The organism is Aeromonas sp. R4-2, from assembly GCF_040908295.1.
GTDB lineage: Bacteria > Pseudomonadota > Gammaproteobacteria > Enterobacterales > Aeromonadaceae > Aeromonas > Aeromonas veronii.
In genome coordinates this window covers 120237-132257 of record NZ_JBFODL010000016.1, presented here as the reverse complement: position 1 = coordinate 132257, position 12021 = coordinate 120237, and the positions used below count along the sequence as shown (strand labels likewise).

14 protein-coding genes are annotated in these 12021 nt (G+C 59.2%); 11 read left to right on the top strand and 3 right to left on the bottom strand.

Going from position 1 to position 12021, the window contains the following annotated elements; all coding sequences use genetic code 11:
• The first annotated feature begins 4 nt into the window (after positions 1-4).
• The gene (gene yaaA, locus AB5Y99_RS15435; RefSeq protein ID WP_368210067.1) at positions 5-778 is read left to right on the top strand and encodes a peroxide stress protein YaaA; all 774 of its coding nucleotides are present in this window, start codon (positions 5-7) and stop codon (positions 776-778) included.
• A 194-nt stretch (positions 779-972) separates the two neighbouring features.
• Positions 973-1398, top strand: a complete 426-nt coding sequence (locus tag AB5Y99_RS15430) for a hypothetical protein (protein ID WP_005340360.1) — start codon at positions 973-975, stop codon at positions 1396-1398.
• A gap of 359 nt (positions 1399-1757) precedes the next feature.
• On the opposite strand, the gene AB5Y99_RS15425 is transcribed toward AB5Y99_RS15430, so the two are convergent.
• Both AB5Y99_RS15425 and arfB read right to left on the bottom strand, forming a co-directional pair.
• Positions 1758-2249, bottom strand: coding sequence for a methylated-DNA--[protein]-cysteine S-methyltransferase (locus AB5Y99_RS15425; protein ID WP_368210066.1), 492 nt, complete (start codon positions 2247-2249; stop codon positions 1758-1760).
• Positions 2250-2279: 30 nt separating this feature from the next.
• The gene (arfB, locus tag AB5Y99_RS15420) at positions 2280-2696 is read right to left on the bottom strand and encodes an alternative ribosome rescue aminoacyl-tRNA hydrolase ArfB (protein WP_021230947.1); all 417 of its coding nucleotides are present in this window, start codon (positions 2694-2696) and stop codon (positions 2280-2282) included.
• A 201-nt stretch (positions 2697-2897) separates the two neighbouring features.
• On the opposite strand from arfB, the gene glnK reads away from it, so the two are divergent.
• The 5 genes from glnK (at position 2898) to AB5Y99_RS15395 (ending at position 8293) form a co-directional block, all read left to right on the top strand.
• Complete coding sequence (glnK, locus tag AB5Y99_RS15415) at positions 2898-3236, top strand: P-II family nitrogen regulator (RefSeq protein WP_005341406.1); 339 nt, start codon at positions 2898-2900, stop codon at positions 3234-3236.
• A 258-nt stretch (positions 3237-3494) separates the two neighbouring features.
• Positions 3495-4502 (top strand): Fe(3+) ABC transporter substrate-binding protein, encoded by a 1008-nt coding sequence (locus AB5Y99_RS15410; RefSeq protein WP_005340374.1) that lies wholly within the window; start codon positions 3495-3497, stop codon positions 4500-4502.
• A gap of 39 nt (positions 4503-4541) precedes the next feature.
• Complete coding sequence (locus AB5Y99_RS15405) at positions 4542-6167, top strand: ABC transporter permease (RefSeq protein WP_368210064.1); 1626 nt, start codon at positions 4542-4544, stop codon at positions 6165-6167.
• Positions 6168-6249: 82 nt separating this feature from the next.
• Positions 6250-7284 (top strand): ABC transporter ATP-binding protein, encoded by a 1035-nt coding sequence (locus AB5Y99_RS15400; protein WP_368210063.1) that lies wholly within the window; start codon positions 6250-6252, stop codon positions 7282-7284.
• A 103-nt stretch (positions 7285-7387) separates the two neighbouring features.
• Positions 7388-8293: a Dyp-type peroxidase gene (locus AB5Y99_RS15395; protein WP_368210061.1), complete on the top strand. Its 906-nt coding sequence runs from the start codon at positions 7388-7390 to the stop codon at positions 8291-8293.
• A 90-nt stretch (positions 8294-8383) separates the two neighbouring features.
• On the opposite strand, the gene argR is transcribed toward AB5Y99_RS15395, so the two are convergent.
• On the bottom strand, positions 8384-8854 hold the full coding sequence (argR, locus tag AB5Y99_RS15390) for a transcriptional regulator ArgR (protein WP_005340378.1): 471 nt from the start codon (positions 8852-8854) through the stop codon (positions 8384-8386).
• A gap of 201 nt (positions 8855-9055) precedes the next feature.
• Between argR and AB5Y99_RS15385 the strand changes: the two genes are divergently transcribed.
• From AB5Y99_RS15385 to artM, 4 genes are read left to right on the top strand one after another with little or no spacing between them, the layout of a single operon-like run.
• A complete protein-coding gene (locus AB5Y99_RS15385) occupies positions 9056-9796 on the top strand; it encodes an ATP-binding cassette domain-containing protein (protein ID WP_005348895.1) in 741 nt (246 codons plus the stop codon).
• A 24-nt stretch (positions 9797-9820) separates the two neighbouring features.
• Positions 9821-10558, top strand: coding sequence for a transporter substrate-binding domain-containing protein (locus AB5Y99_RS15380; protein ID WP_005348898.1), 738 nt, complete (start codon positions 9821-9823; stop codon positions 10556-10558).
• A 3-nt stretch (positions 10559-10561) separates the two neighbouring features.
• Complete coding sequence (gene artQ / locus AB5Y99_RS15375) at positions 10562-11212, top strand: arginine ABC transporter permease ArtQ (RefSeq protein WP_159142996.1); 651 nt, start codon at positions 10562-10564, stop codon at positions 11210-11212.
• Positions 11213-11215: 3 nt separating this feature from the next.
• Positions 11216-11878: an arginine ABC transporter permease ArtM gene (artM, locus tag AB5Y99_RS15370; protein WP_005348902.1), complete on the top strand. Its 663-nt coding sequence runs from the start codon at positions 11216-11218 to the stop codon at positions 11876-11878.
• The last annotated feature ends 143 nt before the right edge of the window (positions 11879-12021 follow it).

Sequence of the window (12021 nt, the reverse complement as noted above, 5' to 3'; positions counted from 1 at the left end):
CGTTATGCTGATTGTGGTTTCCCCGGCCAAGACGCTGGATTACGAGTCACCGGTGGTGACACCCCGTTTCACCCAACCCGAGCTACTGGCTCACTCCGCCGAACTGATTAGCCGGGCCCGCCAACTGAGCCCTGACCAGATCGCCACTCTGATGAAGATCAGTGACAAGCTGGCCGGTCTCAATGCCGCCCGTTTTGCCGAGTGGCAGCAAGATTTCACCCCCGCCAACGCCCGTCAGGCGCTGCTGGCTTTCAAGGGGGATGTCTACACCGGTTTGGCGGTGGAGGATTTTAGCGAGGCCGATTTTGACTTTGCTCAGGCACACCTGCGGATGCTCTCCGGCCTCTACGGCGTGCTTCGCCCCCTCGACCTGATGATGCCCTATCGGCTGGAGATGGGGACCAGGCTCGACAATAGTCGCGGCAAGGATCTCTACCAGTTCTGGGGGGAGGTGATCACTCACCATCTCAACGACGCGCTGGCAGCGCAGGGGGATGAAGTGTTGATCAATCTGGCCTCCGACGAGTATTTCAAGTCGGTACGCCCCAAGAGCCTGAAAGGGCGGATTGTCACACCGGTGTTCAAGGATGAGAAGAACGGCCAGTTCAAGATCATCAGCTTCTACGCCAAGAAGGCGCGCGGCATGATGGCCCGCCACATCATCAAGCACCGTCTGACCGAGGTGGAGCAGCTGACCGGTTTCAACGCCGAGGGCTACTACTTTGTGCCGGAAGAGTCGGACGCCAATACCCTGATGTTTAAACGCGCCGAAAATTAATTACAAAAAGAGGGAACCAATCTTTCGACCCGCGGGTCTGAATAAGTGAATCCTCTGTTGTAAGCACTTTTTATTCGCCGACGTTTGATACGTCGGCTTTTTTATTGCCGTTTTTAGTGTCCATCGATTGCCTTCGCCGGGACTATGTGGTTCAGATAGACTCAAGACAGGGAGCGAGTCGTCGTGAGGTGAATATGGAACAGAAAAATGCCATTCGGCAGGTTGCCGTCCCTTGGGCTCCGTCCCGCCAGCTACCGCCCGGTCTGGTTGTGGCCGAGCTGCATCAGGATCTCTGGAGCGACTCCCTGACCATCATGCTGGGTCGGGCGCGCAGCATCGATCTGCCTCCGCAAATCCTCTGCCGGGTCTATTTTCGCCATATCTACGCCCTGCGGGTCATCGAAGATTGCGATCTGGCCGAGGGGAAGGATAGTCACGCCATCGAAGAGCAGATCCAGCTCATCACCCCATCCCGTTTTGCCAGCTGGTTCCATCAGGAGTCGGACGGCCTGCATCTGGATGAAGATCTGCAGCACTATCGCATATCGACCTGGGATTATTGCGCCGATGTGCTGACCTCCTCGGCGCCGGAGCTGCAGTTCCTGCCCCAGAGCGAGTAGCCAGCTATTACGTCAGAGGCGAAGGATGATCCTTCGCCTCTTGGTTTTTGGGCGGGGGCAGATTTTGTGGCGCTCAGGCCACTCAACCCGGGTGGTGGCCTGTTGTGTTGGCACAAAAAAAGCGCCTCAGAGGAGGCGCGGGGAAAAAGACAGATTGGAAGCGTCACATGGGTGCTACTTGAATCAGCGAATGAGCCGTGCCATTCAAGTATGGAGCCATCATGCCAAGCTCAATCTGAAGGTGTTCTGAGGCGATTCTTCATTTTCTGTTCATCTTGTCAGCAAAGCGTGGCACTGGCTGAAAGCCTTTTCATTCTGGTTGCGATATTGCCCCGTCCCTCTCCGAGGCGCTCATCGTGTCATGGGGCCAGCTCGAATGCTGTTCCTGCCTGTTCCAGTGCCAGCAACCAGCGCTTGATGGGAATGCCGCCAGCATAGCCGGTCAGCTCGCCGCTGCGTCCGATCACTCGATGGCAGGGTACTATGATGCTCAGCGGATTGCGGCCATTGGCAGCGCCCACCGCCCGCACTGCCTTGGAATTGCCTATCGCCTGGGCAATCTCGAGATAGCTCACGGTCTCGCCATAGGGGATATCGCACAAAGCGTTCCACACCGTTTGCTGGAACGGGGTGCCCTTCGCTGCCATGGGCAGATCGAACTGCTGCAACTTTCCGGCGAAATAAGCGTTGAACTGGGCAAGATAGGGAGCCAGCGCCTTGTCATCCCGTTGCCAGTCAGTTTGCGGCATGATGGGGCGCTCCCCGTGCATGAACTCCACGTGGCGCAAGCCATCCTGATCGATGGCGACCAGCAGGGGGCCGCGGGCGCTGTCGCAAAAACTGTATCTCATCGGCTGACATCCTTTGGAGGCTGGGGGGGCTCAGTCCAGCACCGGCTTGCCGCGGGCGGACTTGATATCACCCTTGCGCTTTTTGGCATCAACCCGTTTGCGCTGGGAGCTGCGGGTCGGCTTGGTGGCATGACGAGCCTTGGGGCGCCAGGCTGCTTTCTTCAGCAACTCCACCAGACGGCTCATCGCCTCCTTGCGGTTCATGTCCTGGCTGCGATGGCTCTCGACCCGGATCAGGATAAAGCCGTCGTGTACCCGGCTGTCGCTCAGCTTGTCGAGACCCTCCTTGTAGAGGGGCGTCAGGCTGGGAGAGTTGCGGTAATCGAAGCGCAGCCAGACGGCGGAGTCGGTCTTGTTGACGTGCTGTCCACCGTTGCCCTGTGCCCGCATGGTCTGAAATTGCAGCTCATGCCAGGGAATCGTGACGCTGTTGGAGATAACTAACATGCTGTTTTGCTCTTGTTTGGTGCATACCCGCTGGCCGCTGCAGCATGGTGCCTCATTATGGGGCGTGCTGGCCAGTTATGGGGATGTGCCGAGCGAATGGCGCCGACATTAAACTCTATCTATATGAAATAAAACAATAAAAATACTTGGCATAAGAATTGAAACCCGATTCATGACACACCATGGATTGGGAGCAACCAGATGAAGCTGATTAGTGCGATTATCAAACCGTTCAAGTTGGACGATGTCCGCGAGGCTATTGCCAACCTGGGGGTGGAAGGGCTGACCGTGTCCGAGGTCAAGGGATTTGGCCGCCAGAAGGGACACACCGAATTATACCGGGGAGCCGAGTATCAGGTCGACTTCCTGCCCAAGGTGAAGCTGGAGATTGCTACCGCCGATGATAACGTGGAAGGGGTGATCGAGGCGATCTGCAAGGCGGCCTATACCGGCAAGATCGGCGACGGCAAGATTTTTGTCTACGACTTGCTGCAAGCGGTGCGCATCCGCACCGGCGAGAGTGACGACGAGGCGCTGTGATGAACCGTATCAGTGACGTACAGATTTGTTGACCTCCCGACCTCGGGGAATCCCGATGGCGTGAGCGCTTATTGAAGCCTGATCAACATAACGTTTTGCTCAGAAGAGGCCGAATGGGATTCCATCCGGCCCTTTTCATTTATGGGCGATTAAATATGTGATGTGGCGACGGCGAGCTTTCTTGATCCGCCTATAAGATGTATGCAGAATGCAAACGGAAATCGTTATCACTCTGTATAGCTAATCAAGGAATGGATGATGAAAATGAAGATGTTGGCACTGGCTTTCTCTGCGTTGGCAGCTCAGTCGGCATTGGCGGCCGGGGAAGTGAATGTCTACTCCAACCGGCAGGATGAGCTGATCAAGCCCATCATCCAGCAGTTTGAGAAGGAATCTGGCATCAAGGTGAACGTGGTGTTCGCCAAAGAGGGGTTGAACGAGCGTCTGGAGCGGGAAGGCAAGCTCTCTCCGGCCGACCTGATGCTGACCGTCGACATCAGCCGTCTGACCGACCTGGTGGACAAGGGGCTGGTACAGCCGGTGGATAGCAAGATCCTGCAGGAGAACATCCCTGCCATCTATCGTGATCCGGAGAATCGCTGGTTCGCCCTGACCACCCGGGTGCGCGCCATCTACTCCAGCAAGGATCGCCTCGGCAAGCTCGACACCATCAGCTACGAAGATCTGGCCAAGCCTGAATTCAAAGGAAAAATCTGCACCCGCAGCGGCAAGCATGAGTACAATGTGGCGCTGGTCTCCTCCATGATTGCCCATCACGGCATGGCTGAGACCAAAACCTGGCTGGAAGGGGTCAAGGCCAACCTAGCGCGCAAGCCGCAGGGCAACGACCGGGATCAGGTCAAGGCGATCAAGGATGGTATCTGTGACGTGTCGCTCGGCAACAGCTACTATCTGGGCGCCATGTTGAAAGATCCTGCGCAGAAGTCCTGGGCGGATGCGGTCTATATCAACTTCCCGAACCAGGCTGACCGCGGTGCACACGTCAACGTGAGTGGCGTGGCCATGACCAAGTATGCCAAGAACAAGGCCGAGGCCCAGAAGCTGATGGAGTTTCTGGCTGGTGATACCGCCCAGCACATGTATGCGGATGTGAACGCCGAATATCCGGTCAAGGCCGGAGTCGAGCCTTCCGCCATGGTCAAGTCCTGGGGCAGTTTCAAGTCTGACGCACTACCGGTCAGCGATTACGCCAAGCACCGCAAGGACGCCTTGCAGTTGCTGGATGAAGTGAAGTTCGATTTGTAATCAGATGGGGCCAACGGCCCCATCAACATCTGTGGTCTCATGAAAAATTTTGGATGGATGACCGGCAGCTGGGCCATCGCCCTGCTGCTGGGTTTACCGGTTATAGCCCTGCTTTTCTCTGCCTTCTCGGCTGAGGGGGAGCTGTTTCGCCACCTCGCCGATACCGTGCTGCTCGATTATCTCGGTAATACCCTGGGGCTGGTGGTCGGCGTAGTATTGTTAAGCCTGCTGTTTGGCGTACCCACCGCCTGGCTGGTGGCCATGTGTCAGGTGCCGGGGCGCCGTGCCCTGCAGTGGGCCTTGATGCTGCCAATGGCCATGCCCTCCTATATCGTCGCCTACGTCTATACCGACCTGCTCGACTACTCGGGCCCGCTACAGGCCGGGTTGCGAGCACTCTTTGGCTGGAACAGCCCTGCCGATTACTGGTTTCCTGCCATTCGCTCCCTTGGTGGCGCCGCCTGGGTGCTGGCGCTGGTGCTGTTCCCTTATGTCTATCTGCTGACCCGCGCCTCTTTTCTCGAGCAGTCAGTCAGCCTGATCCACTCCAGCCGCCTGCTCGGCTGTACCCCGTGGCAGAGTTTTCGCCGCCTCAGTCTGCCGCTGGCGCGCCCCGCCATCATGGTGGCGGTATCGCTGGTGGCCATGGAGACGCTGGCCGATTTCGCCACCGTCCACTTCTTTGCCATCAACACCCTGACCACGGCGGTCTACGACACCTGGCTCGGCTACGGTAGTCTGGCCACCGCGGCCAAACTCTCCTGCCTGATGCTGCTGGCGGTGGTGCTGCTGATCGCGCTGGAGCGCCGCTCGCGCAGTCGGCAGCAGGTGTTCCAGAAGTCCATGGGTCATGAGCAGCCGCTGCGCTATCCGCTTAAGGGGATGAGTCGCTGGCTGGCTGGTCTCTGGTGCTGGTGGCTGGTGCTGGCCGGTTTCGGCCTGCCGTTCGTCATCCTGCTCGATTACGGGGTGCGCTACTTCGAGTTGTCGTGGACGCCGGAGTTTGTCCGCTTCGCCGGCAACAGCTTGGCTATCTCGGCGCTGACCGCTCTGCTGGCGATGGGGATTGCCCTGCTGCTTGGCTTCTTCCGCCGTCTCGATGGCGGGATAAAGAGTCTGCTGCCTCTGCGCATCGCCGCCATGGGCTACGCCATGCCGGGTACCGTGCTCGCCATCGGGGTGCTGGTGCCGCTCACCGCCCTCGACTTTGCCATCAACGATCTGGCCGAGTGGCTCGGGCGTCAGGGGCCGGGGCTGCTGCTGACCGGCACCATCACCGCCATCGTGTTCGGTTATCTGGTACGCTTCGTGGCCATCGCCATCGGCTCGGTGGAGAGCAGCATGGGCAAGATCTCCCCCAGTCTCGACATGGCTGCCCGCTCCCTGGGGCAGGGGGATGGCGGCATGCTGCGCCGGGTCCATCTGCCGCTGGTGCGCCGCGGTCTGTTTGCCGGTGCCATGCTGGTGTTTATCGAATCCATGAAGGAGCTGCCCGCCGCCCTGCTGCTGCGGCCGTTCAACTTCGATACTCTGGCGACCCACGTCTATCAGTTTGTCTCGGACGAGATGCTGGAGCGTGGCGCGCTGGGGGCTATCGTCATTGTGCTGGTGGGGCTGTTGCCGCTGATCTGGGTCAACCGCAGTCTGGACAGTCCGGGCCACTGAGTCGCCGCGTCGGCCAATGAAATTGCATGCGGTGTGCTGAACCGAAAGGCAGCGCGCCGCCAGAAACGAGAGGAAGTCAGCCTTGTCCTGTTTGCAGGTTGAAAATGTCAGCTGCCGTTACAACGGCCGCAATGTGCTGGAGCAGCTCTCCCTGGCGGTGGCAGACAACGAGATCGTCTGCCTGCTGGGAGCCAGTGGCTGCGGCAAAACCACGTTGCTCAAGGCCATCGCCGGGCTGCTGCCGTTGGCAGAGGGCTCGATTCGCCTCGGCGATACCCTGCTCGACGGGCCCGGTGCCAGTGTGCCGCCCGAGGCGCGCAATATCGGGATGATCTTTCAGGATTACGCCCTCTTTCCCCACCTGACGGTGGCCGACAATGTCGGCTTTGGCCTGACTAAACTCGATCGCCGCGCCCGCCAGCAGCAGGTGGACGAGGCGCTGGCGCTGGTCAATCTGCAGGGGCTGGGGGATCGTTATCCTCACCAGCTCTCCGGTGGCCAGCAGCAGCGAGTGGCTATCGCTCGGGCGCTGGTGTGCAAGCCGCGGCTGATGCTGCTGGATGAGCCCTTCTCCAACATCGATACCCAGGTGCGGATGAAGCTGATCCTCGAGATCCGCACCCTGCTCAAGCAGCAGGGGATTGGCGCCATCTTCGTCAGCCATAGCAAGGAGGAGGCGTTCGCCTTTGCCGATCGGCTGGCGCTGTTTCGCGCCGGTCACATCGAGCAGGTGGGCCAGCCGGAGCAGCTCTATCGCCGCCCGCAAAATCGCTTCGTGGCGGAGTTTCTCGGCGGGGTCAACTATCTGGCTGCCGAGGTGGTGGACAGCCACTGCGTGCAGACGGCGCTCGGGGTCATCTGTGGCAGCGAGCCTCATGGCCGCGCGGTGGGCGAGCCGTTGCAGCTGATGCTCAGACCCCAGCAGTTGTTGCTGGAGAGCGCCGCAGATGGGGAGCTCAAGGTGGTGGAGCAGCAGTTCCTCGGCCACCACTGCCGGGTGCTGTTCGAGTGTGGCGATCTGCAGCTGGAGGCGAGCATTGGCGAGCCCCTTGATGGGATGCGGGCACGGATCAAGGTTGCCCCCCATGGGTTGGTGTTGTTTGACCCTTTGCCCTGAACGCGTGATATCGTCGTGAAATCAAAGAACTGGATCCACTCTGGTTTATAATCGCGCAACGCAAATAGCCCGTAACGCTAACGCCTACTCAGGGGAGAGATATATGAAAGCCCAAGCCGGGATCTGCGCAGAGCCGAATCTGCACGCCCTCTATCTGATGTTCAATCGTACCGGCGATGCCGCCGAACTGGTCTGCCGTCTGGCCAAACTGCCCGCCCTGTGGCAGGCGGTCGCCGCCGATTTCCCCGATGCCGGTTTCAGCGGTCTGGTTGCCGTTGGCGCCGATGCCTGGGATGGTCTCTACCCTGCCGCCCGTCCGCCCCAGTTCCGCAGCTTTATGGCGCAATCCGCCAACGGTCAGGAAGCCCCCAACACCCCGTTTGATCTCTTTATTCAGCTGCGCGCCGATCGGGTGGATGTGCTGCACCACGCCGGTCACCGCGTGATGGCGCTGCTGGCCGGACTGGTCGAGCTGGCCGAAGAGGTGCGTGGCTTCCGCAATCTGGATTGCCGCGACCTGACCGGTTTCGTTGATGGCACCGAGAACCCGCAGGATGAGCACCGTGCCGAAGTGGCGCTGGTGGCCGATGGCGAGTTTGCCGGTGGCTCCTACATCCACGTTCAGCGCTGGGTACACGCCATGAGCGACTGGGAGAAGCTGGCGCAGAAAGAACAGGAAGACATTATCGGTCGAACCAAGCCCGACAACATCGAGTATGAGTCTGCCGCCAAACCGCTGACCGCCCACATCAAGCGGGTCAACCTCAAGACGCCGAAAGGGGAGTCCATGGAGATCCTGCGCCAGAGCATGCCCTGGGGCACCATGACCGAGCAGGGACTCTACTTCATCTCCTGCTGCCGCACTCCGCAGCACTTCAACGCCATGCTGGCCAGCATGTACAAGGGGGAGGGTAGCCACTTCGACCATCTGCTGCGCTTCACCAAGGCAGTAACCGGCGCGGCTTTCTTCGCCCCATCTGAAAGTTTTTTGATGGCGCAGGGCAAATAAGCCGGCCTGACGAAGCTGCAGAAAACAAAAATCCCGGCCTTGGCCGGGATTTTTCGTTCTGGCTTGACCGCTATGACGCGGTAGCGGCCATTACGGCGTCTGTTCGAACAGCTCGAGGGCGGAGAGGTAGAGCTCTTCGATATCGGTGTCGCTGGTCGGGGTGATGAAGATGGTGTCATCACCGGCGATGGTGCCCAGGATCCCCTCTGCCTTGCCAAGGGAGTCGAGCAGGCGGGCGATCAGCTGGGCTGCGCCCGGGCTGGTGTGGATCACCACCAGTGCGCCGTTGTGATCGACGTCCAGTACCAGATTCTTGAGCGGGCTGGAGGTGGTGGGCACGCCCAGTTCCACCGGCAGGCAGTAGACCATCTCCATCTTGGCATTGCGAGTGCGAACGGCGCCGAAGCGGCTCAGCATACGCGATACCTTGGACTGGTTGATATTCTCGAAGCCCAGCTCTTGCAGGGCGGTGACGATTTCTGCCTGGGAGCCAAAGCGCTCTTCTTTCAGCAAGGCTTTAAAGGCCTTGGCCAGTTTTTCTTGCTTGTCGTTGTGTTTCATCTTGGTCTCACGAATGAGGAGGTGTGGCGGCCTGTGCGATACAGGCGGCAGATACGAACAGCGGGGCCATTTTGCATTCATATGCCGTTTTTTGCAAGGAAGCGGCGCTTGTTCTGCATATTGATTCAAAAATGGCTTGCATCAACCTTTATTAGGGATAGAATCGGGATGAAATTTTGAAAACTTATTCAATTGGGCTGTATGGGTATTGAATTAATAGGTATCGAGAAGTCCTGGCACAAGGTGCCGGTTCTGCAACAGGTCAGCTTTCGGACATCCCCCGGTGAAACCTTGGTGTTGCTGGGCCCGAGCGGTGCTGGCAAGAGTTCCCTGCTACGGATGATGAACCTGCTGGATACCCCGGATGCGGGTGTTCTGCGAATTGGTGAAAGTGAATTTTCTTTCCCGAGCTCCCTCTCTGCTGCCGAATTCAACCGCCAGTCCCAACTGCTGCGTCGCAAGGTGGGGATGGTGTTCCAGCAGTACAATCTCTGGCCACATCTCACTGTGATGGAGAATCTGATTGAAGCGCCGGTCAAGGTGCTCGGCATGAGCAAGGAGGCTGCCATCGAGAAGGGGGCCTATCTGCTGGCCCAGCTGCAACTGGCCGACAAGCGCGATGCCTGGCCGGCCCGTCTCTCCGGCGGTCAGCAGCAGCGGGTGGCCATTGCCCGTACCCTGATGATGGACCCGGAAGTGCTGCTGTTTGACGAGCCGACAGCTGCCCTCGATCCCGAGATCACCAAAGAGGTGGCCGAGATCATCCGCAACCTGAGCCAGACCGGCATTACCCAGGTGGTGGTGACCCACGAGGTCGACTTTGCCCGCAAGGTGGCCAGTCAGGTGATTTATCTGGAGAAGGGGCGGATCATCGAATCCGGCACCGCTGCCATTTTCCAATCCCCGCAAACCAGCCGGTTTGCCGAATTCTTGATGCATTGATATTGAATCGATAAGGAAGCTGTCATGAAAAAGAGTCTGTTGTTGGTTGCTGCCATGGGCCTGTTGAGTACCTCCGTCATGGCCAAAGAGATCAAGTTCGCCACCGAGGCCACCTACGCGCCGTTCGAATACCTGGATGACAAGAACGAGTTTCAGGGTTTTGACATCGATCTGGCGCGCGCCATCTGCGAGCAGGCCAAGCTGGAGTGCAGCTTCCACAACCAGGCCTTTGACAGCCTGATCCCCAGCCTCAAATTCCGTCGCTACGATGCCGCCATCGCCGCCATGGACGTAACCCCTGAGCGGGCCGCTCAGGTCGATTTCTCCGACATCTATTACGAGAACTCGGCAGTATTCGTCGCCAAGAAAGGGGCCTTCAAGGGGCCGGAAGAGATGGTCGACAAGACAGTCGGCGTGCAGAACGGCACCTCCCACCAGTCCTATCTGGTGGATAACTGGGTGAGCAAGGGTCTGCTGACAGTGCCGTACGCCAGCTACCAGAGCGCCTTCCTCGACATGATGAATGGCCGTACCGACGGTGTCTTTGCCGATACTGCCGTTGCTGCCGACTGGCTGAAGCAGCACAAGGAGTATGCCGTGGTGGGTACGCCAGTGACGGATGCCAAGTACTTCGGTACCGGCTTTGGCATCGCGGTCGCCAAGGGCAATCAGGAGCTGCTGACCCAGCTGAACAAGGGGCTGGCCGAGATCAAGGCCAACGGCACCTATCAGAAAATCTTCGACAAATACTTCGCGCAGTAAGCCATGTTGAGCCTGTTGTTGGATGCAGCCTGGATGACCCTCGGGCTGGCCTTGGCATCACTGGTCGGGGGCATGGTATTGGCACTGGCGTTCAGTGCCGCCGAGCTCAGCAAGCAGCGTGCATTGGTGTGGCCGGTGGCCACCCTGACCACGCTGATCCGTGGCCTGCCCGAGTTGCTGGTGGTGCTGTTCATCTACTTCGGTTCGACCCAGGTGCTGTTCCTCCTCACTGGCGAGTATGTGGAGTTCAGCCCGTTCGCCTGTGGCGTGCTGGCGCTCTCCCTGCTGTTCGCCAGCTATGCGACCCAGACCCTGCGGGCGGCGATCAATGCGGTGCCTTCAGGTCAACGGCTGGCGGCGCTGGCGCTGGGTTTGAGCAAGAGCCACATCTTCTTTCGCATCGTGTTGCCGCAGGCGTGGCGCCATGCCCTGCCGGGCCTCGGCAACCAGTGGCTGGTGTTGCTGAAAGATACCGCGCTGGTGTCGCTTATCGGGGTGAACGAGATGATGCGTCAGGCCCAGATGGCCTCGGCCAGTACCTATGAGCCTTTCACCTGGTATGCCGCCGCCGCCCTCATCTATCTGGCCATCAGTCTGGTGAGTGAATATGGCCTCGGGCTGGCTGCCCGCTACACCCGCCGCTACGGAGGCTAACTGATGCAAGAGTATCTCGTTACGTTGCTGGGCGGTCTGGTCACCACGCTGGAACTGACCCTGTTCAGCCTGCTGCTGGGAATTGTGCTGGCGGCCCTGATGACCTGGGTGCTGGAGCTGCGCCTGCCGGTGGCGACCCAGCTGGTGCAGCTGTGGGTGCTGCTCTTTACCGGTACGCCGCTGCTTATCCAGATCTTCCTGATTTACTACGGGCCGGGCCAGTTCGAGTGGCTGAAAGCCAGCCCGCTCTGGCCGCTGCTCAAGCAGCCCTGGTTCTGCGCCGTGCTGGCGCTGGGTCTCAACACGGCGGCCTACTCCACCCGGTTGTTCAAGGGGGCGCTCGATGCCATCCCGGCCGGTGAAGTAGAGGCGTGTCGTGCGCTTGGCTTTAACGGCCGCCAGACCTTGTGGATGAAGGTGCGCCACGCCGCCCGTCATCTGGTGCCTGCCTACTCCAACGAGGTGATCCTGGTGCTCAAGGGGAGCTCCCTCGCCAGTACCATCACCATCATGGACATTATGGGGCTGGCGCAGGGGTTGAACGCCCAGACCTACGATACCTTGGCGGTGTTCGGGGTGGCTGGCGGGCTTTATCTGGCGATGAACGGATTGTTAACAATTGGTTTTCGCTGGTGTGAAAAACGGGCGCTGGCATTCCAATCCTGAGACCCTCAAATCTACCTCTTTATGGTAAGGATAAGTGCAGAAAAACTGTGCTTCTCCTCCAACTTTTTGTATTTCCCTCCAATTTTTGCTCCCGCATGTTTCGTGGCTCACAGAACCCGTGACTGCAACTGTTATCAGATTGT

Bases quoted from the DNA above. Each gene is read 5' to 3' on its own strand.
- AB5Y99_RS15385 (WP_005348895.1), top strand. From the start codon at position 9,056: ATGGGTATTGAATTAATAGGTATCGAGAAGTCCTGGCACAAGGTGCCG.
- arfB (WP_021230947.1), bottom strand. From the start codon at position 2,696: ATGTTAGTTATCTCCAACAGCGTCACGATTCCCTGGCATGAGCTGCAA.
- artM (WP_005348902.1), top strand. From the start codon at position 11,216: ATGCAAGAGTATCTCGTTACGTTGCTGGGCGGTCTGGTCACCACGCTG.
- AB5Y99_RS15410 (WP_005340374.1), top strand. From the start codon at position 3,495: ATGAAAATGAAGATGTTGGCACTGGCTTTCTCTGCGTTGGCAGCTCAG.
- AB5Y99_RS15395 (WP_368210061.1), top strand. From the start codon at position 7,388: ATGAAAGCCCAAGCCGGGATCTGCGCAGAGCCGAATCTGCACGCCCTC.
- AB5Y99_RS15425 (WP_368210066.1), bottom strand. From the start codon at position 2,249: ATGAGATACAGTTTTTGCGACAGCGCCCGCGGCCCCCTGCTGGTCGCC.
- glnK (WP_005341406.1), top strand. From the start codon at position 2,898: ATGAAGCTGATTAGTGCGATTATCAAACCGTTCAAGTTGGACGATGTC.
- AB5Y99_RS15380 (WP_005348898.1), top strand. From the start codon at position 9,821: ATGAAAAAGAGTCTGTTGTTGGTTGCTGCCATGGGCCTGTTGAGTACC.
- AB5Y99_RS15430 (WP_005340360.1), top strand. From the start codon at position 973: ATGGAACAGAAAAATGCCATTCGGCAGGTTGCCGTCCCTTGGGCTCCG.
- argR (WP_005340378.1), bottom strand. From the start codon at position 8,854: ATGAAACACAACGACAAGCAAGAAAAACTGGCCAAGGCCTTTAAAGCC.
- AB5Y99_RS15405 (WP_368210064.1), top strand. From the start codon at position 4,542: ATGAAAAATTTTGGATGGATGACCGGCAGCTGGGCCATCGCCCTGCTG.
- yaaA (WP_368210067.1), top strand. From the start codon at position 5: ATGCTGATTGTGGTTTCCCCGGCCAAGACGCTGGATTACGAGTCACCG.
- artQ (WP_159142996.1), top strand. From the start codon at position 10,562: ATGTTGAGCCTGTTGTTGGATGCAGCCTGGATGACCCTCGGGCTGGCC.